Source organism: Streptomyces sp. NPDC054813, from assembly GCF_053611365.1.
On the sequence record NZ_JBSHAF010000016.1, the window covers coordinates 43662 to 66421 of the forward strand.

Below are 22760 nucleotides of genomic sequence, written 5' to 3' on the forward strand. Positions count from 1 at the left end.
GCGAGCCGCGCATGCAGACCTCCACGCCCCGGCGGCAGTCGCTGGAGGCCCCGCGTGCCGCCGGTGTGGCCGGCATCGTCTTCGCGCTCCTGCTGGCCGCCGCGATCGTGCTGATCCGGCTGGGGGTCCCGGAGGGCGCCGACGCGGTCAACGCCCAGGCAGCGGACCCCGCCCAGCGCAGCGCCGTCCACGCGGCCCTCATGCTGGTGCCGTTCGCCGGCATCTTCTTCCTCTGGTTCGTCGGCGCGGTGCGCACCCACGTCGGAGACAGCGAGGACCGGTTCGTCGCCACCGTGTTCCTCGGCAGCGGGCTGGTCTTCACGGCCACGATGTTCGGCGCCGCCGCGGCGGCCGCGGCCCTGCTGGACACCGCGCACCCGGCGGGTACCTCACCCTCCCGGCCCACCTGGGACTTCGGCCAGCACTTCGCGTACACGCTGATGACCGGCTACGCGATGCGGATGGCGGCCGTCTTCGTCTGCTCCACCTCGGTGATCGGGCACCGACTGGGCATCCTGCCGCGCTGGCTCACGGTGCTGGGTTTCCTCAGCACCCTGGTCCTGCTGTTCGTGTCGTCGATCGTGCCGTGGGCCGAGCTGGTGTTCCCGGCCTGGTCACTGCTGCTCAGCTCGTACATCGTCGTGGCGGGTTTCCGGCGTTCCGCCGCGGCCCCGGCGTCCTGAGCACTCACCCGATCGGAAGCCCCCGGCGCGCGGTGGCACTCACGAGCGCCCATGCTGACGTGCGGGGAGTTCTCCGCGGTCCGAGACCGAAGCCACGGGCGGCGGTACGCCCGACACCTGGCCACCGGAAGGGCGGAGCCATGATGCGCCTTGTCGTCGATCTCAACAGATGTCAGGGATACGCGCAGTGCGCGTTCCTCGCCCCGGACGTCTTCACCATGCACGGCGAGGAATCGCTCGTCTACAGCCCACACGCCGAGGAGGAGCAGCGGGAGCGGCTGGCCCGTGCCGTCGCCGCCTGCCCGGTGCAGGCAATCACCGCCGACGGCCTGGACGGGGCCGTGGGAGGGACGTCCGATGGCGCCCGCTGACTATCTCGACTGGCTCCGGCGGGAGGGCCGGATCGTGATCGTGGGTGCCTCGCTGGCCGGGCTGCGCGGCGCCGAGACGCTGCGCGCCGAGGGCTTCGCCGGCGAACTCACCATGATCGGCGACGAGCCGTACGAGCCGTACGACCGGCCGCCGCTGTCCAAGGCGGTGCTGCTCGGCAAGGCGTCCCCGAACCACACCGAACTGCCCCGCCGCCGGGAGATCGACGCGAAGTGGCGGCTGGGGGTCGCGGCGACCGGTCTCGACATCGAGGCCAGGCGGGTACGGCTGGCCGACGGCGACGAGGTCGAGTACGACCGTCTGCTGATCGCGACCGGAGTGAGCGCCCGGCCCTGGCCCAAGGAGGACGAGGCCCGGCTGGACGGCGTGTTCACCCTGCGCACCCGGGACGAAGCCGCCGCGCTGCTGCGGCGGCTGAAGGCCGGCCCGCGCCGGGTGTTCGTGATCGGCGCCGGGTTCACCGGTTCGGAGATCGCCTCGGCCTGCCGGGAGCACGGGATCGAGGTCACCGTGGCGGAACGCGCCGGTGCGCCGCTGGTGGGCGCCCTGGGCGGGGTGATCGGCGCGGTCGCGGCCGACATGCACCGCGAGCACGGGGTGGACCTGCGCACCGGGGTCATGGTCACCGCGCTGGAGGGCGACCCGGCCGGCCGGGTGCGCGCCGTCCATCTGTCCGACGAGAGCATCGTCGAGGCGGACGTCGTGATCGTGTCGCTCGGTGCGACCCGCAACACCGGCTGGCTCACCGGATCCGGTCTCGGCGCGGGCCCCCGGGGCATCGCCTGCGACGCTGGCTGCCGTGCCTTCGACTTCCGGGGCATCGTCACCGACGACATCTTCGTCGCCGGCGATGTCGCCCGGTCCCCGCACGCCCTGTTCGGCTATCAGTTCCTCTCCCTTGAGCACTGGGGCAACGCGGTCGCGCAGGCCGAGATCGCCGCGCACAACATGATCAGCCCGAGCGCCGAGCGCAGGCCGCATCTGTGGGTACCGGCGTTCTGGTCGTCCCAGTTCGGCGTGAACATCAAGTCCGTCGGGGTGCCGCCGATGGGCGAGCAGATCATGATCACGCAGGGTTCGCTGGCCGAACGCCGGTTCATCGGGGTGTACGGCCACAAGGGCCGGACGATCGCCGCGGTGAGCTTCGACAACACACGGTGGCTGGAGTTCTACCAGCGGCAGATCGAGAAGGGCGCGCCGTTCCCGGTGGAGTTCCCGACGGTGGACCGCCGTCCCGAGGGCCGGCTGCCGGTCGACGCCGACTTCCCGGACCCCGCGCTGCCTACGCACGGTCCCATGGTGACCCTCAGCGGCTACTCGCCGACCGACCAGCAGCTGGTCTTCCACCCCGCCCGCCACTGACCGTGCCCCGGCCCCGACGTCCCAAGGACCTGTCATGACGACGCAGACCTCGATGTTGCGCCAGATCACCGACTTCGCGAACCGCGCCAACCCGTACCCGGTGTACGAGGAACTCCGCAAGACGCCGGTGCTGCATGAGGAGGACGACGGCCCCTACCTCATCAGCTCCTACCACGACATCGAGGCCCTGCTCCACGATCCGCGGATCAGCTCCGACGAGTCCAACGTGACCGCCGGCGGCCACGACGACCTGTCCGGTCCGGAGGCCACGGGACTGCCGCCGAGCTTCATCCGGCTCGACCCGCCGGAGCACGACCGGCTGCGCAGGATCGCCAACAGCTCCTTCGGGCCACCGCACCGGCCGCGCCGGATCGACGACATGCGGGGCCAGCTGGACGAGATCATCACCGGTCTCATCGACGGCCTCGGGGACGCCCGGGAGATCGACCTCGTCGACCAGGTCGCATACCCCTTCCCGGTCACCGCGATCTGCCGGCTGCTCGGTGTGCCGCGCGAGGACGAGCCCCGTTTCCGTGCCTGGGTCGACCCGATCGTCGCCGGCCTGGATCCCGACAGCCGTACGGCCGCCGACTCCCAGCGCACCGCGCAGGAGGCCCGGCTGCAGCTGGGCATGTACCTGAACGGGCTGGTGGAGCAGCGTGCCAAGGAACCCCGTGACGACATGCTGTCCGACCTGGTGCACAGCAGCGGTCCGGACGGCGCCATGACGACCATGGAGGTACTGAGCACCGCGGTGCTGCTGCTCATCGCCGGCCATGAGACGACCGTCAACCTGATCACCAACGGCATGCTCACGCTGCTGCGGCATCCGGAGGTGCTGGAGCGGCTGCGCAACGACCCGGGACTGTCGGTGCGGATCGTGGAGGAACTGCTGCGTTACGAGCCACCGGTGCAGCTGGTGCCGCAGCGCACCTGTATCGCCGACATCGAGGTGCGCGGGGTGACCATCCCCAAGGGTTCGCGCATCTGGCTCGTCCTGGGCGCCGGCAACCGGGACCCGGAGCGGTTCCCGGACCCCGACCGGTTCGACCCGGACCGCCAGGACATCCAGCACCTCGGCTTCGGCAGCGGCATCCACAGTTGTTTCGGCGCTCCGCTGGCTCGTATCGAAGCCCAGCTCGCGCTGGCCCAGTTGGCCCGCCGGCTCGACAACCCGCGACTCGTCGAGGACCCGCCGCCCTACCGTCCGAACGCGGTGCTGCGCGGTCCGCGCCACCTCAAGATCGCGATCGACGGGGTGAGGTGACGGGTGAGCTGAGGGGTCGTCAGGCCTCGATCCGGCGCAACCGCACCAGGCCCAGCCAGGTTTCCGGGCCGGGCCTGGTGTAGGCGGCGTGCACCTCGTAGGTGCCGGGCTCCAGCGGGACCCGCAGATGGTCCCCGCCCTCCGCGTCGCCGCCCGGCCAGGCGGAGTCGAACAGGACGACGGGGCCCGGCACCTGCCAGCGGATCTCGTTCTCCCACACCGCGCTGTCGAGCGCGGCGGGGACCTGGGCCAGCAGCTCGTCCTCGGAGTTGGCGGCGGACCAGCGTATGAACGTGCCGTGGTCCGGCAGGAAGGACGTCGAGGCGGGTTCGTCGCCGAGGACCAGGGCCGCGCTGTCCCCGACCGGGAGCAGTCCGACGTAGCCGTCGACCTCGCAGGCCCGGTCGTAGTCGGTGGCCAGTTCCTCGCTGTCGGCTCCGGCCCAGAACGGCAGGACCGTCTCCGGGACCGCCACGAGCGGGCCGCCGCCCGACTCCACCCACTCCACCGCGCCTGGATCCGCATAACGAGTCATGGGGTGAACCTACACGTACAGCGACAGCACAAGTTCGCCTCAGGGAATCAGCAACCGCAGTCGCCCTCGACGGGCGCGGTCAGCGGGTCCGGAGCCCGGCGCGTACGGCCCTGCCAGGTCTCGAACTCGAAGCCCTCACGCACCCAGTACTCGAACCCCCCGAGCAACTCCTTTACCCGGTAGCCGAGTTCGGCCAGCGCGAGGGCGGCACGGGTCGCACCGTTGCAGCCGGGACCCCAGCAGTACGTGACCACGGGCACGTCCCTGTCGAGGAGCCGGGCCGCCTGCTCGGGGATCAGCGCGGTGGGCAGGTGGACGGCGCCCGGGATGTGGCCCTGGTCCCAGGACTCGGTGGAGCGGGAGTCCAGGACGACGAAGCCGGGGTCGCCGTCGGCGGCGAGGGCGGCGGCCACGTCGGAGACATCGGCGTGGAAGACGAGGCTCGCCCGGAAGTGGGCGGCGGCCTCGGCGGGCGCGGCGGGGGCGACGCGCAGGACGGGGTTCACGGTGGTGGCGGTCATCTGGGGCCTTTCACTGGCCGCCGGTGCGGCGGATCTCCATGACCGGAAATCTACGGCCGGTGACCGATCGCCCTGAAGGTACGATCCCCGGCCCTGGCCTTGTCCGGCCGGGGATTCCCTGTTATCCATCCGCCATGACCGTGTTTTCCCCGGACGCCACCGACTGGCGCATCCTCGACGTCCTCCAGCGCGAGGGCCGGGCCAGCTTCGCCGAACTGGCGCGTGCCGTCGCGATGTCCCCGAGCGCCGTGACCGAGCGGGTGCGCCGCCTCGAGGAAGCGGGCGTGATCCAGGGGTACGCGGCCGTGGTCGACCCGGAGCGGCTGGGCCTGCCGATCCTGGCCTTCGTCCGGCTGCGCTACCCGAACGGCAACTACCGGCCGTTCCACGACCTGGTCGCCGCCACCCCCGAGATCCTGGAGGCGCACCACGTCACGGGGGACGACTGCTTCGTCATCAAGGTCACCGCCCGCTCGATGCGCCACCTGGAGGAGATCTCCGGCAGGATCGGCACCCTGGGCTCGGTGACGACGAGCGTCGTCTACTCATCGCCCCTCCCCCGCCGCGCCATCGGTACCTAGACCCCGCGCCGGTGCAGCGTCGAGCCCGATCTGCCCTTCGCCACCTCCAGTTGGGCGTGGATACGGCGGCGCAGGTCCGGGACATGACTGACGATGCCCACGCTGCGGTCGCGTTCGCGCAGCGAGTCGAGGACGTCGAGGACCTCGTCCAGGGTCTGGTCGTCGAGGCTGCCGAAGCCCTCGTCGATGAAGAGGGTGTCGAGCCGGACCCCGCCGGCCTCGTCGGTGACGACGTCGGCGAGGCCGAGGGCGAGCGCGAGGGAGGCGAAGAAGGTCTCGCCGCCGGACAGGGTGGCGGTGTCCCGCTCGCGTCCGGTCCAGGCGTCGACGACGTGCAGCCCGAGGCCGCTGCGGCCGCGTCCGGTGCGGTCGTCGGAGTGGACGAGGGTGTAGCGGCCGGAGGACATGCGGTGCAGGCGCACGGTCGCGGCGGCGGCGACCTGTTCCAGGCGGGCCGCCAGGACGTACGACTCCAGCCGCATCCGGCGCTCGTTGTCGGCGGAAGTGCCGGCGGTGAGGGCGGCGAGCCGGGCGACCCGCTCGTACTCCTCGCGCAGCGGCCCGAGCCGGCGCACGCCCTCGGTCGCGCGGGCGGACAGCCGGTCGAGTTCGGCGCGGCAGCGGTCGGCCCGGTCCCGGGCGGAGGCGGCGTCGCGCAGCGACCGGGCCGCCGTGGCGGCGGCACGCTCCGCCGCGTCGAGGTCGGCGGGCGGCTGCTGGGCGGCCGCCGCGGTGTCGGCCTCCGCCAGCACCGCGCGCACCGCCGTCTCCTCGGACTGCCAGTCGTCCAGGCGCCGTTGGAGTTGGCGGTGGGCGGTGTCGTCGAGGAGGGCGGCGGCCGCGTCCCGCGGGGTGTCGAAGCCGGCCCGGAAGGCGGCGTCGGCGAGCCGGGCGTCGGCGTCCTTCAGATGCCGGGCGGAGTCGTCGGCGGCGCGGGCGGCGTCGGCGGCGTCGGTGAGCAGCGTCACCTGCCGCTCCAGCTGTGCGGCCCGGGCGGCGACACTTGCCGCACCGCCCCGGGCCGTGACCAACTCCTCTTCCAGAGTGGCCAGTTCCGTGTCGAGACCGTCCCGCCGGGTCAGCCGGGCGGCGGCCCGGACCTCGGCCTGCTGCCGGCCGGCCAGCCGGCGCTCGCGCTCCTGCTCGGCGAGCCGCAGCTCCTCCTGCGCCGCGTGCAGGTCGGAGGCCGCGCGCCGGGCCAGCGCGTACTCCTGCTCCAGCTCATCGGCATCGGCGGCGAGTTGACTGGTGGGGGTGTCGGTCGCCTCGGCGGTGGCGGCGGCCAGTGCCTCGCGGACGGTGCCGAGGCGCCGCTCGTCCTCGGCGCGCTGTTCGTCGGCGCGCTGGTAGGCGGCGAGCGCCCGCTCCTCCGCCTGCCGGTCGACATGCCCCGCGAACTTCCGCGCGGGCGCCGGATGTTCGGTGGACCCGCAGACCGCACACGGTGCGCCGTCGGTGAGATCGGCGGCCAGCTCGGCGGCGATGCCGTTCAGGCGCTGTTCCTTGAGGTCCAGCCAGTGGGCCCGTGCGTCGACGGCCTGCCGCGCGGAGGCCAGGGCCCTGCGCTGGGCCTCGTCCGTGTCCCGGCCCAGCTCGTCCCGCAGCCGCGCCGCCGCCAGCCGCCGGCGGGCGGGATCGCGCTGGACGGCGAGCTGCTCGGCGCGGGTCGCGGCCTCCTGGGCGGAGTCGATCCGGGTCCCCAGTCCCGCGCGTACGGTGTCCCAGTCGGCGAGCCAGCCCGCGGCCTCGCGCAGGGCGTCCTCGTCGTCCCGCTCCTGCCGGTCCAGGCGCCCGCGCTCGTCCACGACCTCGGCGAGCCGTCGCTCGGCCCGGCGCGCGGATTCCAGCCCGCCCAGCTCCTCGGCGGCCCGGCGGGCAGCGGTGGCGAGCCCCGTCGCACCGGCTCCCATGAAGGTCTCCGGCAGCAGCGCACGCGTGCGTGCCTCGGCTGCTGCCGCCTCCCGGTGCCCGGCCTCGGCGGCGTCCCGCAGCTCCAGTGCCGGCGCCACCGCCGCCGCCTGCCGCCCCCGCTCCATCCGCGCCTGCGCCGCACGGCGGTCCCCGGCCCGCTCCTCCAGCCGTACGGCCCGCTCCCGGGCCTCGGCGAACCGGCCCTGCAACCGTGCCAGTTCGCGGACGCCGGCCAGTGCGCGGTCGGCGGCGAACTGGGCGGACTCGGCCGCGGTGAGGCGGCAGTGGGCGAGGGTGAGGTGCTCGCGGGCGGTGCTGCGGGCGACGGCGGCGGCGGTGAGGACGGCCTCGGCGAGGCCGGGCTCGCCCGGGGACAGCTCCGGCAGCTCCATCGCGTCGCCGGCTTCCTGCTGCATACGGTGTGCGTCGGCCAGCAGCGCGGAGTCGCCGTCCCGTACCCGGGCCTCGGCCGCCTTCCGGCGCTCTGCGAGGCGCTTCTCGACGTCGGCGAAGCGCTGGGTGTCGAAGAGGCGGCCGAGCAGCTGGCCGCGGGCCCCGGCGTCGGCGCGCAGGAATCGGGCGAAGTCGCCCTGGGGCAGCAGGACGACCTGGCAGAACTGCTCGCGGCTCATGCCGAGCAGCTGGCTGATCTCCTCGCCGATCTCCTGGTGGGAGCGGCTGAGATCCTTCCAGGCGCCGCCCGTGGCGTCGTACTCGCGCAGCCAGGTCTGGGCCTTGTCCAGGGTGGTGCCGGAGCCGCGTTTCTTGGGGCGCTCCCAGGGCGGCTGCCGGGTGATCTCCAACCGGCGTCCGCCGACGGTGAGTTCGAGGCGGATCTCGGTGCGGGTGGCCGGGTCGGCGTGGTCGCTGCGCAGGGATGTGCCCTGGCCGCTCTGGCGGGCGCCCGGGACGGTGCCGTAGAGCGCGTAGCAGACGGCGTCCAGGACGGAGGTCTTTCCGGCGCCGGTCGGGCCGTGCAGCAGGAAGAGCCCGGCGGCGGAGAGCGCGTCGAAGTCGACGCTCTGGGCGGCGCCGAAGGGGCCGAAGGCGGTGATGTCGAGCCGGTGCAGCCTCACTGGGCGGCCTCCGTGATCCGTCGCGCGTGCGTCCTCACCGCGCCACCTCCCGCACCGCGAGGTCAGCGTGCACGGCGTCGAAGGCGTCGCCCAGCACGGTCAGTTCCCGCTGGTCGGGGCCCGCGCCGCGGACATGGGCGACGAAGTCCTCGGCGATCTGGCGGTCGGTGCGGCCGGCCAGGCGGCGGGCGTAGGTCACGTCGGGGTCGTCCGGGGCACGGTCGGGGGCGAAGACCAGGCTGAGGGCGTGCGGGAAGCGGTCGGCGAGCCGGGCCATCGGGTCGGCGGGGCGGACCGGGTCGGTGAGGGTGGCCTCGATCCAGGCGGACTCGTGCCGGGTCAGGGCGGGGTCGGCGAGCAGGTCGTCGAGCGTGCCGCGGATGCGCGCCAGGTGGCGCGGGACCGGGCAGTCCAGGCGCTCGGCGGTGACGGCGCCGTCGGCGGCCAGCTCGACGAGCCACATGCTCTTGCGGTGGTCGGCCTCGGAGAAGGAGTACGCCAGCGGGGACCCGGAGTAGCGGACGCGCTCGGTGATGGTCTGGCAGCCGTGCAGGTGGCCCAGCGCGACGTAGTCGACGCCGTCGAAGACTCCGGCCGGGACGGCGGCCACCCCGCCGACGGTGATGTCCCGCTCGCTGTCGCTGGCCTCGCCGCCGGTGACGAAGGCGTGCGCGAGGACGACGGAACGCGTGCCCGGCGGGCGGGCGGCGAGGTCGGCGCGGACCCGGTCCATGGCGGCGGCCAGCACCGGCTCGTGCCCGGCCTTCTCGACGGCGAACTCGTCCTTCACCAGGGCCGGTTCGAGATACGGCAGGCCGTAGAAGGCGACGTCGCCGAAGTCGTCGGCGAGCACGACGGGTGTGCCGCAGGCCGACGGCTCGGTGCGCAGATGGATGCCCGCGCGGTCGATGAGACCGGCGCCGACGCCCAGGCGGCGGGCCGAGTCGTGGTTGCCGGAGATCATCACCGTGGGCACGCCCAGGTCGGCCAGCCGGTGCAGGGCGTCGTCGAACAGCTCGACCGCGGCCAGCGGCGGGACCGCGCGGTCGTACACGTCTCCCGACACGACCACGGCGTCGACCGCATGCTCACGCACGGTCGCCACGAGGTGACCGATGAACTCGGCCTGGGCGCCGAGCATGTTCACCCGGTGGAACGCCCGGCCGAGGTGCCAGTCGGAAGTGTGCAGGAGTCTCATGATCCCCGAGGTTAACGGCCGGGTCTGACATCACGGGCGGTTACTCCCGTATCAGCCCGTCATGAGCCGAATGAATTAGAGCCGTTATGTCCAGTTGGTGCTCACTGTCCCGCGTCTCCGTAGGCCTCCCCGCCCAGTTCGAGGCTCGCCGTGCCCGCGGTCGCGTCGGCGAGCCAGGCGCGGAACGTTGCCACGTCGGTGTCCGGCAACCCGATCTCGATGGTGACCGCCTCGCCGTAGCGGACGTCACGGACCTCGCGGCCGGTGGCGCGCAGGTCGTTCTGGATCTTGCCGGCCCGCTGGTGGTCGACGGTCACCGTGGCCAGCCGGAAGCGGCGGCGGGTGATCGCGCCGAGGCTGTCCAGGGCCTCGCCGACGGCTCCGCCGTACGCGCGGATGAGTCCGCCGGCGCCGAGCTTGACCCCGCCGTAGTAGCGGGTGACGACGGCGACGACGTACCGCATGTCGCGGCGCAGCAGCATCTGGAGCATGGGGACGCCGGCGGTGCCGCCCGGTTCGCCGTCGTCACTGGCCCTCTGGGTGGAGGCGTCGGCGCCGATGACGTAGGCCCAGCAGTTGTGGCTGGCGTCGGCGTGCTCCTTGCGGACGCGCGCGACGAAGTCCTGGGCCTCCTGCTCGGTGGCCGCCGGGGCGAGGGCGCACAGGAAACGGGAGCGGTTGACCTCGGTCTCGTGGGTGCCCGTGCGGGCGACTGTGCGGTACTCGTCCTGCATCCGCCCAGCCTATGCGGACTCGCGGGCGCACCCGGCCCGAGGCGGAGCTGCCCCGTCCCGGCCGCGTGGCGGGGTGGGGCCTACCCGTGGCCGCCCCGCGCCACCGTCACGTCCGTCAGCAGCGCCGTCCCCGGGCCCAGCGCCGCCCATGCCGTCCCGTGCCAGGCCAGGACGGCGATCGCCGACGTCGGGAACTTCTTCCGCACCTGCTCCACGGTGTCGTCCAGGCCGTCCCCGGCCAGTTCCAGGACCAGTTCCTCCAGTCCCGGGTTGTGCCCGACCAGCAACAGCGTCTCCACCTCGGGCGGGACCTCGCGCACCACCTCCAGGAGCTCGGGTACACCCGCCGCGTACACCCGCCGGTCGTGGCGAACCGGCGCGGGCGTGCCCCACTGGCCGGAGGCCAGCTCCCAGGTCTGCCGGGCGCGCAGCGCGGTGGAGCAGACCGCGAGGTCGGGCAGGCAGTCGGACTCGGCGAGGGCGCGGCCGGCGGCGGGGGCGTCACGGCGCCCGCGGGGCGCGAGCGGACGCAGCTGGTCGGGGACGCCCTCGGGCCAGGCCGACTTGGCGTGCCGCAGGACGACCAGGCGGCGCAGCGGTCCCGCGCCCGCGCGGGCGATCATGCCGTGCTCCCGAGGTCACGGGTGAGGTCGAGGGCGAGCAGCCGGTCGGCGTAGGCGCAGGTCTCGAAGCGGGCGCCGTCGGGGATCTCGGGCTGGTTCTCCATCCAGCGCAGGACGCCGAGCACCCCGGGTACGTCGAGGTCGCCCTCCCAGGCGTCCCGCAGCCGCCCCCGCACCTTCTCGGGCACCGGCCGCGAGGGGCTGCGCGCCCACTGGGCCACGGCCTGCCGGAGTCGTCCGAGCCTGCGGCCGGCCGCGTCGAGAGCGCCGGCGCCGAGGTGGACGGCCGTGCCGCGCGGGACGTCGAGCAGGGCGAGCCGGAGCGCGGCGGGGTCGGCGAGCCCGTGGAGAACACCGGCGTCGGGGCCACCTGCGGGAGCGACAGTGACGGTCACCCCGGCGCCGGGCACGGTCACGCCCTCCGCCGTCACATGGACGACCTGGGCCTCGCCCAGTCCCGACGCGAGGTCGCGGCCGTCCTCGAAGGGGCGGATACCGAGGGTGGTGGCGGCGGCGTGCAGCTCGGCCTGGTGGTGGTCGGCGGTGAGCAGGGGCAGGACCGGGGTGCCGCCGATCTCCAGGGCGCGCAGGAGCAGGTCGGTGGTGAGCAGCACCCGCAGCGCCGTCAGGTCGTACCCGGAGGCATGGGCCTCGACCCGGGTCAGGGCGCGGCGGGCGGGGGCGGCGGGGACGGTCTCACCGGTCGTGGCGTCGAGGATGCGGAGCACGGGCTGAGCGTAGGCGGCTGGACGGCCGTATGCAGGCACCTTGCTCCGATTCCGGTCACCGTGGCGGGACATGCGGGACATGGGACACCTTCTGCCACTGTTTCTGCCACTGCGTCTGCCGCCACTGCGGCCGCGAAGAGTGTCCCAGCGGTACTGCGCGGGTCCGGCCCGGGCCAGGGAATCAGGGTCCGGGCGGGCACTGTTGGCCACGACAGATGTTCCCCCGAGCCGAGGAGGCCGACGATGTACGGCGACGAAGCGACGATCCGCAGGATCCTGACCGAGACGGGTGACACCTGGGCGGTGGTCGGCCTGTCGTCCAACCGGGGACGCGCGGCATACGGAGTGGCACAGGTGCTGCAGCGGTTCGGCAAGCGGGTCGTACCGGTCCATCCCAAGGCGGAAACGGTGCACGGGGAGCAGGGCTACGCCTCACTCGCGGACATCCCCTTCGACGTGGACGTGGTGGACGTCTTCGTCAACAGCGAGCTGGCCGGCGCGGTCGCGGACGAGGCGGTGGCGAGGGGCGCGAAGGCGGTGTGGTTCCAGCTCGGGGTGATCGACGAGGCGGCTTACCAGCGCACCCGCGATGCCGGCCTCGACATGGTCATGGACCACTGCCCGGCTATCGAAATTCCCCGGCTGGACCGGACCTGAGCTTTATTTGAGGAAGATCTGAGCTTTCCTGTCTTACCCTCTTCTCACTTATCGCAGCTGAATACGGACATTCCGTGACCCTTGCTGACCTGTGCAAAAGCTTTGACCAAGACAGGAAAGATCGAGGGTCAAATTTTTGGAAACACTCTTCAGCCAGAGCGGCGTGCACCCTTAGCTTGTGGCCTCTTGCTCGTTAAATCTGCGTTCAGAAACTGAGAGGCCACTTGACATGGTGAGTGTCGAGAAAGCCGCGACGGAGGACACCACACCTTCGGGCGGTCTGAGGAGGGACGTCGGGCTGATCGGCCTGATGTGGGCCTCCGTGGGCTCGATCATCGGCTCCGGCTGGCTGTACGGCGCGCACGACGCGGTCATACAGGCCGGTCCCTCGGCGATCATCTCGTGGGTGATCGGCGCGGTCGCGATCGTGCTCCTGGCACTGGTGCACGCCGAGCTCGGCGGCATGTTCCCGGTGGCGGGCGGTACGGCCCGCTACCCGCACTACGCGTTCGGCGGCCTGGCCGGCATGTCCTTCGGCTGGTTCTCCTGGCTCCAGGCCGCGACGGTGGCGCCGATCGAGGTCGAGGCCATGATCGGCTACGCCGGTCACTGGTCGTGGGCCCAGCACTTCCAGCACGCCGACAAGACCCTGACGGCCAGCGGTCTGCTGGTGGCGATCGTGCTGATGGCGCTCTTCGTCGGCGTGAACTTCTTCGGCGTGCGCGTGTTGGCGCACACCAACAGCGCCGCGACCTGGTGGAAGATCGCCGTTCCGCTGGCCGCTATCTTCATCATCGCGATCGGCAACTTCCACCCCGCCAACTTCCACTCGGAGGGCTTCGCCCCCTTCGGCGCCAAGGGCGTGCTCGCCGCCATCAGCACCAGCGGCATCATCTTCGCGCTGCTCGGCTTCGAGCAGGCGATCCAGCTGGCGGGCGAGAGCCGCAACCCGAAGAAGGACCTGCCGCGGGCCACGCTCGGCTCGGTCGCGATCGGTGCCGTCATCTATGTCCTGCTCCAGGTCGTGTTCATCGGCGCGCTGTCGCACAGCTCCTTCGCGCACGGCTGGGCCCACCTCGCGTACCAGGGCGACAGCGGTCCGTGGGCAGGCGTCGCCACCATGGTGGGCCTCGGCTGGCTGGCCTGGGTCCTCTACCTGGACGCGATCATCTCCCCCGGCGGCACCGGTCTGATCTACACCACCGCCACCTCACGGGTCTCCTACGGCCTGGCGAAGAACGGCTACGCTCCGAAGATCTTCACCAAGACGGATGCGCGCGGTGTGCCGTGGTTCGGGCTCGTCATGTCCTTCGTGACCGGCGTGATCTGCTTCCTGCCGTTCCCGAGCTGGCACCAGCTGGTCGGCTTCATCACCTCCGCGAGCGTGCTGATGTACGCGGGCGCTCCGCTGGCGTACGGCGTCTTCGCGGACAAGCTGCCGGGCCATGAGCGCCCGTACCGGCTGCCCGGCGGCAAGGTGATCTCGCCGGTGGCGTTCGTAGTCGCCAACCTGATCATCTACTGGGCCGGCTGGGGCACCCTGTGGCGGCTCGGCCTTGCGATCGTGCTCGGTTATCTGCTGCTCGGCGGCTACGCCTGGTACGCCCACAGCAAGAACCTGCCGGACGCGCCCCGGCTGGACTTCCGGGCCGCGCAGTGGCTGCCCGTCTATCTGATCGGCATGGGCCTGATCTCCTGGCAGGGCGGCTTCGGCGGCCAGGGGAACATCCCGCTGTGGTGGGACATCGTGGTCATCGCCGCCTTCTCGATCGTCATCTACTACTGGGCCAAGGCAACCTCGTCCCCGGCCGAGGAGATCGAGCGCAGCATCGACGAGGTCGTGGTCACGGACGCCCCGGCGCACTGACCCGCCCCGACTCCGGTGTCCCGTCAGCCACTGCGGCCCTGCCGTGGCTGACGGGACACCGTCATAATGCGGGGGTGACTCACCCCTCCCCCCACACCAACTCCCCCTCCGAAGAACGCCGTACGGTCGTCATCGTCGGCGCCGGGCCCGCCGGGCTGGCCGTCGGGAACATCCTGCGGGCCGCCGACGTCGACTGTGTGGTCCTGGAGACCGAGAGCAGGCGGTTCATCGAGACCCGGCCCAGGGCCGGGGTCATCGAGGAATGGGCGGTCCGCGGCCTCCGGCAACGCGGTCTGGCCGACGCCCTGCTGGCCCGGGCGCAGGTGCACAGCGAGTGCGAGTTCCGCTTCGGCGGCGAGCGCTTCCGGTTCGACTACGGCGGGCTGACGGACCACCATCACTACGTCTGTCCACAGCCGTTGCTGGTGACGGACCTGGTGCGGGAGTACGCGGACGTGCGCGGCGGCGACATCAGGTTCGGAGTGCAGGACGTCAGGCTGCACGACCTGGAGTCGGACCGGCCGGCGGTGTCGTACGTCGACCCCGGGACCGGTCAACGGCATGTCCTGCGCTGTGAGTTCGTCGCGGGCTGCGACGGGGCGCGCGGGGTGACCCGGGACGCGATACCCGACGGGCGGGTGCGGATCTCCCGGCAGGACTACGGCATCGGGTGGCTGGCGCTGCTCGCCGAGGCACCCCCGTCCTCGGACTGCGTGCTGTTCGGCGTCCATCCGAACGGTTTCGCCGGGCACATGGCACGCAGCCCCGAGGTCACCCGCTACTACCTGCAGTGCCCGCCGGGCGACGACCCGGAGAGCTGGTCCCACGAGCGGGTCTGGGCCGAACTGCGCGAACGGCTCGGCGCGGAAGGGGCGCCGCCGCTCAACGAGGGGCTGCTGGTCGAGAAGCGCGTGCTGGACATGCACAACTACGTGGTCGAACCCCTGGTGTTCGGCCGCCTCTTCCTGGCCGGCGACGCCGGGCACCTGACCGCGCCGATCGCCGCGAAAGGCATGAACCTCGCCCTGCACGACGCCTTCCTGCTGGGCGACGCGCTCGCCGCGCACGTCACCAAGGGCGACGACTCCGGCCTGGACGGCTACTCCCATGCCTGTCTGCGCCGGGTCTGGGACTACCAGGAGTTCTCCGGGTTCCTGTCCGATATCTACCACGGAACCGCGTCCGGCGATCCGTTCCTCGCGGGCACCACTCTGGCCCGGCTGCGCAGGCTCTTCACCTCGCGCGCGGCGGCGACGGCCTTCGCCGAGCAGTACCTCGGTTCGGCCGCCGCCTTCTGAGCTTTACGCGGGAGCACTACGCAGGGACGGCCGCCGGGTCTCCCGCGCGGGTCGTGAACAGCGCCCGGCCGCCGTACGCTGCTGAGCCCGGCCGCCGAGCCGTCCGACCGCATGACAGCGGTGCGGGAGGTCCCGCTGGGCCCGGCACTGGCTGCGGCGACCAGCGATCCGGACGAGGCACTCGCCCTTCTGACCAAGCTCAGCCGTCTGTTGCGGTAGCGGTCTCGGTGAGCCGGTGGTCCGCCACCTTCAGCGCCTCGTCGACCAGTCGGCGCAGATGACCGTGGCGCAGCGAGTACACCACCCGGCGCCCCTCCTTGCGCGTGCCCACCAGACCCGCGAGCCGGAGCCGGGACAGGTGCTGGCTGACGGCGGGCCGCGCGGCACCGCAGACCTCGGTGAGCGTGGTGACGTCGGCCTCCCCCGCCGTCAGGGCGTGCAGCAGGGTCAGCCGGGTGCGGTCACCGAGCAGGGCGAGGAGTTCGGCGGCGAGCGCGAACTGCTCCTCGCCCGGGCTGCGCGGGTGCGCATGGTGCGCAGGTGATAGGTGCATGCGTGCGCTCATACGCACATAATGGCCTCGAGGGCATCGCATGTCCACGTCCCGCGCACCGGAGAGGGGAGCCGCATGAGCGACCGGCACCACCACGAGCAGGCATCCGCGGACGACGGACACCGCCACGAGCACCCGCCCGCGCTCGACGGACACCACCACGAGCACCCGCCCGCGCACGACCGGCACCACCACGAGCACGCACCCGGGGACGACCGGCACCACCACGAGCACGCTCGCGTCCGCGACCGGCACGGTGAGCACGCTCACCGCCACGACCACGGTCACGCCCACCCCTCTCCCGGTGACCTCCGCCATCGCCTCGGTCACCGTCTCGGCCATCTCCTCACCACCCACTCCCACGAGACGGCCGACAAGCTCGACTCCGCCCTGGAGACCTCGGCGCGCGGGATGCGGGCGCTCTGGGGGTCACTGGCCGTGCTCGGGGCGACGGCGCTCGTGCAGGCGGTCGTCGTGGTCCTGTCCGGCTCCGTCGCCCTGCTCGGCGACACCGTGCACAACGCCGCCGACGCGCTGACCGCCGTACCGCTCGGCATCGCCTTCGTACTGGGGCGCCGCGCGGCGAACCGCCGCTTCACCTACGGCTACGGGCGGGCCGAGGATCTGGCGGGGATCGCGATCGTGCTGACGATCACCGCGTCGGCCGCGTTCGCCGCCTGGACCGCGGTCGAACGGCTGCTGGATCCCCGGCCGGTCACGCATCTCCCGGCGGTCGCGGTGGCCGCGCTGGTCGGCTTCGCCGGGAACGAGTGGGTGGCCCGGTACCGGATCCGGGTGGGCCGGGAGATCGGCTCGGCGGCCCTGGTGGCCGACGGGCTGCACGCCCGTACCGACGGATTCACCTCGCTGGCCGTGCTGTTGGGGGCCGGCGGCGCGGCGCTGGGCTGGCAACTCGCCGACCCGCTGGTGGGGTTGGCGATCACCGCGGCGATCGCGCTGGTGCTGCGGGACGCGGCCCGGGAGGTGTTCCGGCGGGTGATGGACGCCGTGGACCCGGAACTGGTGGACCGGGCCGAGCGGGCGCTGTGCGAGGTGCCGGGGGTGCGGGCGGTGGGTGAGCTGCGGCTGCGGTGGATCGGGCACCGGCTGCGGGCCGAGGTCGCGGTCGAGGTCGACGGCGAGGCGACCGTACGGCAGGCGCACGCGGTCGCGGTGGCGGCGGAACACGCGCTGCTGCACGCCGTACCCCGGCTGACGGCGGCCCTGGTGCACGCCGATCCGGCGCCCGCGCCCGGCGAGCAGGACCCGCACCTGGCGCTGGCCCACCACGCGACGCTCTAGGCGCCCAGGCCCTCCAGCACGACCGCGCCGGGCAGCTCGGCGAACGCCTTGCCGGGGACCAGGAGTTTGCCGCGCCGGCGGCCGCTGCCGACCAGGACATAGGGCAGGTCGACGACGGCCGAGTCCACCAGCAGGGGCCAGTCGCGCGGGAGTCCGATCGGGGTGATGCCGCCGTACTCCATGCCGGTCTCGCCCGTCGCGGTGTCCATTGAGGCGAACGAGGCCTTGCGGGCGCCGAGTTGGCGGCGTACGACACCGTTGACGTCGACCTTGGTGGTGGACAGGGCCAGACAGGCGGCCAGCGTCGTCTCACCGCCGCGCTTGCCCGCCACCACCACACAGTTGGCCGACCGCTCCAGCAGGTCGCGCCCGTAGTGCTCGACGAAGACGGCGGTGTCCGCCCACTGCGGGTCAGTCTCGACGTAGATGATCTGCTCGGCGGGGACGGCACCGCTCCATTGCCGTACGGCTTCGGCGACCGGCGCGGTCAGCTCGTCGAGGCAGTCGGGGGCGGGGACGGCGGTGTCGAAGTTTCCGATGGGTGCGCGCATGTCCGCACGCTAACAGCCCGGCCCGCCGGGCTCAGGGCACGGGCGGGACCGAGACGGTCATGACCATTTCCATCGGCACGTCCCCGGTGTTGCCGTACACATGGGCCGTGTTGGCCTCGAAGGAGGCACTGGCGCCCGTCGGCACGCGGTACTCGGCGCCGTCGACGGTGAGGGTCAGTTCACCGGCGGTGACATGGACGATCTCCACGGTGCCGGTGGGATGGGGTTCCGACGGGCTGCTCTCGCCCGGCATCAGACGCCAGTCCCACATCTCCAGCGGGCCGGGCGCCTCGGTGCCGGCGAGGAGGCGGTTGTAGCTGCCGGCGTCGGTGTGCCACAGCCGTACGGCCTTGTCGACGGGGACGATCTGGACCTTGGGGCCCTGTTCGTAGTCGAGCAGCGTGGTGATGCTGATGCCGAGCGCGTCGCCGATCTTGACGACCGTGCCGATGCTCGGGTTGGTGCGGGCCTGCTCGATCTGGATGAGCATGCCGCGGCTGACCCCGGCCCGGGCCGCGAGCACGTCGAGGGTGAAGCCGCGCACCGCGCGCCAGTGCTTGACGTTGCGGGCCAGGGACTGGGTCAGCAGGTCGAGGTCCGACACGTTCCGTCCATCGTCGAGAGCATCACGGTCCATTATTTTAAATGACAGAGTTCAACTGAGTGAACTACGGTGAGGTGTACCTGATCGTTCACCGAACTGTACTGCGAGGCGGGCCGTGACAGCATTCTTCGCCCTGACCACCAGTCTCCTGTGGGGGCTGGCCGACTTCGGCGGCGGGCTGCTCACACGACGCGCCCCGGCGCTCACGGTGGTCGTGCTCTCGCAGGGCATCGCGGCGGCGGTCCTCGGCGTGATCGTGGTCGCCACCGGCGGCTGGAGCGAGGCCGGTCCCCGGCTCTGGTTCGCGTTCGCGGCGGGCCTGGTCGGGCCGGTCGCGCTGTTCTGCTTCTACAAGGCCCTCGCCCTGGGCCCGATGGGCGTGGTCTCCCCACTGGCCACGCTGAGCGTCGCCGTCCCGGTCGGAGTCGGGCTGATACTCGGCGAGCGCCCGGGGCTGCTCCAGTTCGCGGGGATCACGGTCGCCGTCACCGGGGTCGTCCTGGCGGGCGGCCCGCAACTGCGTGGTGCACCCGTCGAGCGCCGCACGATCCTGGTCACGCTGGTCGCGGCGGTCGGCTTCGGCACGGTGTTCGCCCTGATCACGGAGGCGTCCACCAATGTCACCGGCCTCTTCCTGGCCCTCTTCGTCCAGCGGCTGACCAGCGTCGCGACAGGCGGCGCGGCCCTGTGGCGGTCCGTACGGCAGGGCGGGCCCGCACTGCCGAAGGGCGGCTTCGGCTGGTCCACGGTCCCGGCGCTGGGCTTCGTCGGTCTCGCCGACGTCGCCGCCAACGGCACGTACACGGTCGCCGCCCAGCACGGCCCGGTCACCGTCGCCGCGGTGCTCGCCTCGCTCTACCCGGTGGTCACCGCGCTGGCGGCCCGCGGTTTCCTCAGTGAGCGACTGCGGGCCGTCCAGGCGGCGGGGGCGGGGCTGGCGCTGGTGGGGACGCTGCTGCTGGCCACCGGCTGAGTCAGTTCTCGCTCTCCAGGGCGGCGAGCCGCGCCACGCCCTCCTCGTCCAGCTCCGCCAGCGCGCGCAACTGCTCCGGAGTCATGCCCTCCGGTATCGGCACCGGTGCGGGCGTGCGCAGCGGCGGCTGCCAGCCGGTCTCGGGGGTCCAGCGGCGTACCACCCGGGCGGGCGCGCCGGCCACCACGGCGTGGTCGGGCACCGTGCCCCGGACCACCGCGCCGGCGGCCACCACCACGTTCCGGCCGATCCGCGCGCCCGGCAGGATCACCGCGCCGGTGCCGATCCAGCAGCCCGGACCGATCTCCACGGGCTCCATGCGGGGCCACTGCCTGCCGATGGGCTGGTGCGGGTCGTCGTAGGAGTGGTTGGTGGAGGTGACGTAGACGTACGGGCCGAAGTAGCAGTCGCTGCCGATGGTGACGGTCGTGTCGGCGATGACGTGGCTGCCGCGGCCCAGGACCACGCCGTCACCGATGCGCAGGATCGGCTCGGGGCCGAGGTCGAGGTCGGGCATCAGGCCCGCGGTGAGGGTGACCTGTTCGCCGACGATGCAATGGGAGCCGAGGTGGATCCACGGTTCGCCGAAGACCGTGCCCAGCGGGAAGGCGAGGCGGGTGGCCTCGCCGATCGCGCCGAACCGGAAGCGGCCGGGGTGGTCGGCGGTGACGGAACCCGTGCGCTGCATCCAGGCCCAGCCCGCGTGCACCGCGCGCTGGGCGAGGCGGCGGCACCAGGACGAGAACGTGTTCTTGGGCTTCGGCACGGGGTCACGCTACGCGGAGGGGACCGCCGACGAGAGGGTGGGCTGCTGTGATCTTCGCCCCAGGGGGTGAGCTAGGTTGCCGTGGACGTCGATGGCGATGGCGATGGGAGACCGTGATGACGCAGAAGGCGCTGATCGTGGGGATCGGCGGGCGCGAGCCGAAGATCGAGGACGACGTGTTCGTGGCGCCGACCGCCTCGGTGATCGGGGACGTGACGCTGAAGGCGGGGGCGAGTGTCTGGTACGGCGCGGTGGTGCGGGGGGACGTCGAGAAGATCACCGTGGGGGCGCAGGCGAATGTGCAGGACAACGTGACGCTGCACGCCGATCCGGGGTTTCCGGTGAGTGTGGGTGAGCGGGTGTCCATCGGGCACAACGCGGTGGTGCACGGGGCGACGGTCGGGGACGACTGCCTCATCGGGATGGGGGCGACGGTGCTGAACGGGGCCGTCATCGGGGCGGGGTCGCTGGTCGCGGCTCAGGCGTTGGTGCCGCAGGGGATGGTGGTGCCGGCGGGGTCATTGGTGGCGGGGGTGCCGGCGAAGGTGCGGCGGGAGTTGAGTGAGGAGGAGCTCCAGGGGGTGACCCTCAACGGGACCTTCTACGCGGAGTTGGCGAAGGCGCATCGCGGGGTGCACGAATAGGTGGTACGGCGGGTGCAGCGGGTGGGGGCTGATCGCGCCCACGCGGCGGAGCCGCAAATGGACACAGCCCCGCGCCCCTGGCAGATCTACTCCCCGGCGCCTACCGGTTCGGCTTCCTTCTCAGGGACCTGGAACTTCTTTGCCTTGCGCCGCACGATCAGCATCGACGCCACGCCCACCAGCACCGCCAGCGCCAGCGCCAGGCCCACGTACGAGAACCTCTTCAGCCAGTCCTCCGCGACGATGCCCACGTAGTAGACCACCGCCGTCGTGCCGCCCGCCCAGCAGATGCCGCCGAGCAGGTTCGCCGTCAGGAACTTCCAGTACGGCATGTGCAGCACGCCCGCCAGCGGGCCCGCGAAGATGCGCAGGAGGGCGATGAAGCGGCCGACGAAGACCGCCCACATGCCCCACTTCTCGAAGGAGCGCTCGGCGGTGGCGACATGGCCCTCGCCGAAGTGTCTCGGGAACTTCCGGCCCAGCCAGGCCAGCAGCGGGCGGCCGCCCTTGCGGCCGATCGCGTAGCCGATGGAGTCGCCGATCACCGCGCCCGCGGTGGCACAGGCGCCGAGGACGATCGGGTTGATGCCCGAGTGCTGGGAGGAGAGCAGCGCGGCGGAGACCAGCACGATCTCGCCGGGCAGCGGGATGCCCAGGCTCTCCAGCCCGATGACCAGCGCCACCAGGGCGTAGACGGCGACCGCCGGTACCGAGTCGAGCCATTCCTGGACGTGCACCGCCGGATCCTCCCCTGTCGCGTGCTGCGTACCCCAGGAAGGCTACCCGGTCGGCCGGGTACGGCCGTGCCCGCGGCACCGGCCCGCCCCCCGGCCTTCGGTTTTCGGACATCCGGGTGTCATACGGGACGGGAAGGCTCCCCAGCGGTCCCGCACGCCTGCGGTCCCGCTCGCCTGCGGCTCCCCACCGCGGCCCGCCGTGGAAGGACAACGTCCCCGTGTCCTCACCGTCCTCGCTCCGCTCCGACGCGCCCGTGCGTACCCTGTCGACGCCCTCGATGGCCGGCCGGCCGCTCCGGCTCGCCCTGTGTCTGTCCCCGCTGCTCATCGCGGCGGTCTGGGGGCTGACCAACCAGTCCCTGCTGTACGAGGGGGTCGGCAGGCTCGCCCGCGCCGAACCCGCGTGGCTGCTGGCCGCGGGCGGTCTCACCTGCCTGACCTGGGTGGTGGCCGCCTGTATGCGGCAGGGTGCCGTGCCCGACCGGCTGCCGCCGGGGCTGCTGCTGGCCTCGCAGTTCGCCGCCGGCGCCGCCAACCACGCGCTGCCCGCCGGACTGGGCGCACACGCCGTCACCGTCCGCTTCCTCCGCACCCGGGGCGTCCCCCTCGAGCGGGCCACCTCCTCGATAGCGCTGTACTCGGTGGCCAAGTCGGGTGCGAAGACGGTCGTGCTGATCGTGTTCCTGCTGTCCTCGTCCGCCTGGCGACGGCTGGGCGAGCTGGTCCCGGACGGCGTGGTGCTGGTCCCGGTCGCCGCCGTCCTCACCCTGGTGACCATCGCGATGGCCGTCGTACGACCGCTGCGACGGCCGATCACCGGGCTGGTGCGGTGTGCGCTCACCAACGCCCGGACGGTGCACGCCCGGCCCTCCCGGGTGCTGGCCCTGTGGGGCGGCGCGACGGCGATGCCGCTGGTGCAGGCGAGCGTGCTGGCCTGCACCGGGGAGGCGCTCGGGCTCGGGCTCTCGTGGGGCACCGTGATCTTCGCGTACCTGGCGGCGGGCACCGCGGGGGGTGCCGTACCGGTACCCGGCGGGGTCGCGGTGGACGCGGCGCTGGTGATCACACTGGCCGCGTTCGGCTCCCCGGTCGCGGTGGTCACCGCGACCGTGATCGGCTACCGGGTGCTGACCGACTGGGTACCACTGCTGCCGGGCGCCCTGGTGCTGTCGGCGATGATCCGCGCCAAGGTGCTCTGA

The 22760-nt window shown here is 72.5% G+C and carries 24 protein-coding genes; 12 read left to right on the top strand and 12 right to left on the bottom strand.

Translation table 11 applies throughout. The features are described from left to right. Positions 1 to 11: 11 nt before the first annotated feature. The 4 genes from ACWGJB_RS29415 to ACWGJB_RS29430 all read left to right on the top strand — a co-directional run bounded on the left by ACWGJB_RS29415 (position 12) and on the right by ACWGJB_RS29430 (position 3702). A complete protein-coding gene (locus ACWGJB_RS29415; protein ID WP_453383090.1) occupies positions 12 to 683 on the top strand; it encodes a hypothetical protein in 672 nt (223 codons plus the stop codon). A 143-nt stretch (positions 684 to 826) separates the two neighbouring features. Then, positions 827 to 1054, top strand: a complete 228-nt coding sequence (locus ACWGJB_RS29420) for a ferredoxin (RefSeq protein ID WP_360495046.1) — start codon at positions 827 to 829, stop codon at positions 1052 to 1054. After that, positions 1041 to 2435 (top strand): NAD(P)/FAD-dependent oxidoreductase, encoded by a 1395-nt coding sequence (locus ACWGJB_RS29425; RefSeq protein ID WP_453383091.1) that lies wholly within the window; start codon positions 1041 to 1043, stop codon positions 2433 to 2435. Before ACWGJB_RS29420 ends, ACWGJB_RS29425 begins: the two co-directional genes overlap by 14 nt. A 34-nt stretch (positions 2436 to 2469) precedes the next feature. Continuing rightward, positions 2470 to 3702, top strand: a complete 1233-nt coding sequence (locus ACWGJB_RS29430; protein ID WP_453383092.1) for a cytochrome P450 — start codon at positions 2470 to 2472, stop codon at positions 3700 to 3702. Between the two features lie 19 nt (positions 3703 to 3721). Here the strand turns inward: ACWGJB_RS29430 and ACWGJB_RS29435 are convergent, their stop codons facing one another. Both ACWGJB_RS29435 and ACWGJB_RS29440 read right to left on the bottom strand, forming a co-directional pair. Further along, positions 3722 to 4237: an immunity 21 family protein gene (locus ACWGJB_RS29435; protein ID WP_453383093.1), complete on the bottom strand. Its 516-nt coding sequence runs from the start codon at positions 4235 to 4237 to the stop codon at positions 3722 to 3724. A gap of 47 nt (positions 4238 to 4284) precedes the next feature. Next, entirely contained in the window at positions 4285 to 4758 is a 474-nt protein-coding gene (locus tag ACWGJB_RS29440; RefSeq protein ID WP_450763431.1) for a rhodanese-like domain-containing protein, read from the bottom strand. Positions 4759 to 4892: 134 nt separating this feature from the next. On the opposite strand from ACWGJB_RS29440, the gene ACWGJB_RS29445 reads away from it, so the two are divergent. Next, positions 4893 to 5339 (top strand): Lrp/AsnC family transcriptional regulator, encoded by a 447-nt coding sequence (locus ACWGJB_RS29445; protein WP_360495034.1) that lies wholly within the window; start codon positions 4893 to 4895, stop codon positions 5337 to 5339. On the opposite strand, the gene ACWGJB_RS29450 is transcribed toward ACWGJB_RS29445, so the two are convergent. The 5 genes from ACWGJB_RS29450 to ACWGJB_RS29470 all read right to left on the bottom strand — a co-directional run bounded on the left by ACWGJB_RS29450 (position 5336) and on the right by ACWGJB_RS29470 (position 11609). Beyond that, on the bottom strand, positions 5336 to 8326 hold the full coding sequence (locus ACWGJB_RS29450; RefSeq protein ID WP_453383094.1) for an AAA family ATPase: 2991 nt from the start codon (positions 8324 to 8326) through the stop codon (positions 5336 to 5338). The genes ACWGJB_RS29445 and ACWGJB_RS29450 overlap by 4 nt on opposite strands. A 34-nt stretch (positions 8327 to 8360) precedes the next feature. Next, positions 8361 to 9524, bottom strand: a complete 1164-nt coding sequence (locus ACWGJB_RS29455; RefSeq protein ID WP_453383095.1) for an exonuclease SbcCD subunit D — start codon at positions 9522 to 9524, stop codon at positions 8361 to 8363. 101 nt (positions 9525 to 9625) lie between these two features. Then, positions 9626 to 10258: a YigZ family protein gene (locus ACWGJB_RS29460; protein WP_453383096.1), complete on the bottom strand. Its 633-nt coding sequence runs from the start codon at positions 10256 to 10258 to the stop codon at positions 9626 to 9628. 80 nt (positions 10259 to 10338) lie between these two features. After that, positions 10339 to 10881 (bottom strand): SixA phosphatase family protein, encoded by a 543-nt coding sequence (locus ACWGJB_RS29465; protein WP_453383097.1) that lies wholly within the window; start codon positions 10879 to 10881, stop codon positions 10339 to 10341. Further along, positions 10878 to 11609 (bottom strand): hypothetical protein, encoded by a 732-nt coding sequence (locus tag ACWGJB_RS29470; RefSeq protein ID WP_453383098.1) that lies wholly within the window; start codon positions 11607 to 11609, stop codon positions 10878 to 10880. Before ACWGJB_RS29470 ends, ACWGJB_RS29465 begins: the two co-directional genes overlap by 4 nt. A gap of 243 nt (positions 11610 to 11852) precedes the next feature. Between ACWGJB_RS29470 and ACWGJB_RS29475 the strand changes: the two genes are divergently transcribed. The 3 genes from ACWGJB_RS29475 (at position 11853) to ACWGJB_RS29485 (ending at position 15431) form a co-directional block, all read left to right on the top strand. Further along, complete coding sequence (locus ACWGJB_RS29475) at positions 11853 to 12266, top strand: CoA-binding protein (protein ID WP_453383099.1); 414 nt, start codon at positions 11853 to 11855, stop codon at positions 12264 to 12266. A 229-nt stretch (positions 12267 to 12495) separates the two neighbouring features. Then, complete coding sequence (locus ACWGJB_RS29480; protein WP_453383100.1) at positions 12496 to 14133, top strand: APC family permease; 1638 nt, start codon at positions 12496 to 12498, stop codon at positions 14131 to 14133. 74 nt (positions 14134 to 14207) lie between these two features. Beyond that, the gene (locus ACWGJB_RS29485) at positions 14208 to 15431 is read left to right on the top strand and encodes a 4-hydroxybenzoate 3-monooxygenase (RefSeq protein WP_453383101.1); all 1224 of its coding nucleotides are present in this window, start codon (positions 14208 to 14210) and stop codon (positions 15429 to 15431) included. A 199-nt stretch (positions 15432 to 15630) separates the two neighbouring features. On the opposite strand, the gene ACWGJB_RS29490 is transcribed toward ACWGJB_RS29485, so the two are convergent. Beyond that, positions 15631 to 15996 carry an ArsR/SmtB family transcription factor gene (locus ACWGJB_RS29490; RefSeq protein WP_453383102.1) on the bottom strand — a complete coding sequence of 122 codons (366 nt, stop codon included), beginning with the start codon at positions 15994 to 15996 and terminating at the stop codon, positions 15631 to 15633. A 63-nt stretch (positions 15997 to 16059) separates the two neighbouring features. Between ACWGJB_RS29490 and ACWGJB_RS29495 the strand changes: the two genes are divergently transcribed. Further along, a complete protein-coding gene (locus ACWGJB_RS29495) occupies positions 16060 to 17286 on the top strand; it encodes a cation diffusion facilitator family transporter (protein WP_453383103.1) in 1227 nt (408 codons plus the stop codon). Here ACWGJB_RS29495 and ACWGJB_RS29500 read toward each other — a convergent pair. Beyond that, the gene (locus tag ACWGJB_RS29500; RefSeq protein ID WP_453383104.1) at positions 17283 to 17837 is read right to left on the bottom strand and encodes a YbaK/EbsC family protein; all 555 of its coding nucleotides are present in this window, start codon (positions 17835 to 17837) and stop codon (positions 17283 to 17285) included. The two genes, ACWGJB_RS29495 and ACWGJB_RS29500, sit on opposite strands and share 4 nt — an antisense overlap. Before the next feature lie 31 nt (positions 17838 to 17868). Beyond that, entirely contained in the window at positions 17869 to 18441 is a 573-nt protein-coding gene (locus tag ACWGJB_RS29505; RefSeq protein ID WP_453383105.1) for an XRE family transcriptional regulator, read from the bottom strand. A gap of 115 nt (positions 18442 to 18556) precedes the next feature. On the opposite strand from ACWGJB_RS29505, the gene ACWGJB_RS29510 reads away from it, so the two are divergent. Continuing rightward, positions 18557 to 19414, top strand: a complete 858-nt coding sequence (locus tag ACWGJB_RS29510; RefSeq protein WP_453383106.1) for an EamA family transporter — start codon at positions 18557 to 18559, stop codon at positions 19412 to 19414. A gap of 1 nt (position 19415) precedes the next feature. Here the strand turns inward: ACWGJB_RS29510 and ACWGJB_RS29515 are convergent, their stop codons facing one another. Further along, positions 19416 to 20180 (bottom strand): acyltransferase, encoded by a 765-nt coding sequence (locus tag ACWGJB_RS29515; RefSeq protein ID WP_453383107.1) that lies wholly within the window; start codon positions 20178 to 20180, stop codon positions 19416 to 19418. A gap of 116 nt (positions 20181 to 20296) precedes the next feature. On the opposite strand from ACWGJB_RS29515, the gene ACWGJB_RS29520 reads away from it, so the two are divergent. Further along, on the top strand, positions 20297 to 20824 hold the full coding sequence (locus ACWGJB_RS29520; RefSeq protein WP_351733967.1) for a gamma carbonic anhydrase family protein: 528 nt from the start codon (positions 20297 to 20299) through the stop codon (positions 20822 to 20824). Between the two features lie 86 nt (positions 20825 to 20910). On the opposite strand, the gene ACWGJB_RS29525 is transcribed toward ACWGJB_RS29520, so the two are convergent. Next, positions 20911 to 21561, bottom strand: a complete 651-nt coding sequence (locus ACWGJB_RS29525; RefSeq protein ID WP_453383108.1) for a DedA family protein — start codon at positions 21559 to 21561, stop codon at positions 20911 to 20913. Between the two features lie 218 nt (positions 21562 to 21779). Here ACWGJB_RS29525 and ACWGJB_RS29530 point away from each other — a divergent pair, with 218 nt between their 5' ends. After that, positions 21780 to 22760 carry a lysylphosphatidylglycerol synthase transmembrane domain-containing protein gene (locus ACWGJB_RS29530; protein ID WP_453383109.1) on the top strand — a complete coding sequence of 327 codons (981 nt, stop codon included), beginning with the start codon at positions 21780 to 21782 and terminating at the stop codon, positions 22758 to 22760.

What these genes read in the sequence shown, in the direction of transcription:
- ACWGJB_RS29495 (WP_453383103.1), top strand. Translation starts at nt 16,060, where the DNA reads ATGAGCGACCGGCACCACCACGAGCAGGCATCCGCGGACGACGGACAC.
- ACWGJB_RS29520 (WP_351733967.1), top strand. Translation starts at nt 20,297, where the DNA reads ATGACGCAGAAGGCGCTGATCGTGGGGATCGGCGGGCGCGAGCCGAAG.
- ACWGJB_RS29455 (WP_453383095.1), bottom strand. Translation starts at nt 9,524, where the DNA reads ATGAGACTCCTGCACACTTCCGACTGGCACCTCGGCCGGGCGTTCCAC.
- ACWGJB_RS29490 (WP_453383102.1), bottom strand. Translation starts at nt 15,996, where the DNA reads ATGAGCGCACGCATGCACCTATCACCTGCGCACCATGCGCACCCGCGC.
- ACWGJB_RS29460 (WP_453383096.1), bottom strand. Translation starts at nt 10,258, where the DNA reads ATGCAGGACGAGTACCGCACAGTCGCCCGCACGGGCACCCACGAGACC.
- ACWGJB_RS29440 (WP_450763431.1), bottom strand. Translation starts at nt 4,758, where the DNA reads ATGACCGCCACCACCGTGAACCCCGTCCTGCGCGTCGCCCCCGCCGCG.
- ACWGJB_RS29435 (WP_453383093.1), bottom strand. Translation starts at nt 4,237, where the DNA reads ATGACTCGTTATGCGGATCCAGGCGCGGTGGAGTGGGTGGAGTCGGGC.
- ACWGJB_RS29425 (WP_453383091.1), top strand. Translation starts at nt 1,041, where the DNA reads ATGGCGCCCGCTGACTATCTCGACTGGCTCCGGCGGGAGGGCCGGATC.
- ACWGJB_RS29475 (WP_453383099.1), top strand. Translation starts at nt 11,853, where the DNA reads ATGTACGGCGACGAAGCGACGATCCGCAGGATCCTGACCGAGACGGGT.
- ACWGJB_RS29430 (WP_453383092.1), top strand. Translation starts at nt 2,470, where the DNA reads ATGACGACGCAGACCTCGATGTTGCGCCAGATCACCGACTTCGCGAAC.
- ACWGJB_RS29480 (WP_453383100.1), top strand. Translation starts at nt 12,496, where the DNA reads ATGGTGAGTGTCGAGAAAGCCGCGACGGAGGACACCACACCTTCGGGC.
- ACWGJB_RS29500 (WP_453383104.1), bottom strand. Translation starts at nt 17,837, where the DNA reads ATGCGCGCACCCATCGGAAACTTCGACACCGCCGTCCCCGCCCCCGAC.
- ACWGJB_RS29420 (WP_360495046.1), top strand. Translation starts at nt 827, where the DNA reads ATGCGCCTTGTCGTCGATCTCAACAGATGTCAGGGATACGCGCAGTGC.
- ACWGJB_RS29445 (WP_360495034.1), top strand. Translation starts at nt 4,893, where the DNA reads ATGACCGTGTTTTCCCCGGACGCCACCGACTGGCGCATCCTCGACGTC.
- ACWGJB_RS29465 (WP_453383097.1), bottom strand. Translation starts at nt 10,881, where the DNA reads ATGATCGCCCGCGCGGGCGCGGGACCGCTGCGCCGCCTGGTCGTCCTG.
- ACWGJB_RS29415 (WP_453383090.1), top strand. Translation starts at nt 12, where the DNA reads ATGCAGACCTCCACGCCCCGGCGGCAGTCGCTGGAGGCCCCGCGTGCC.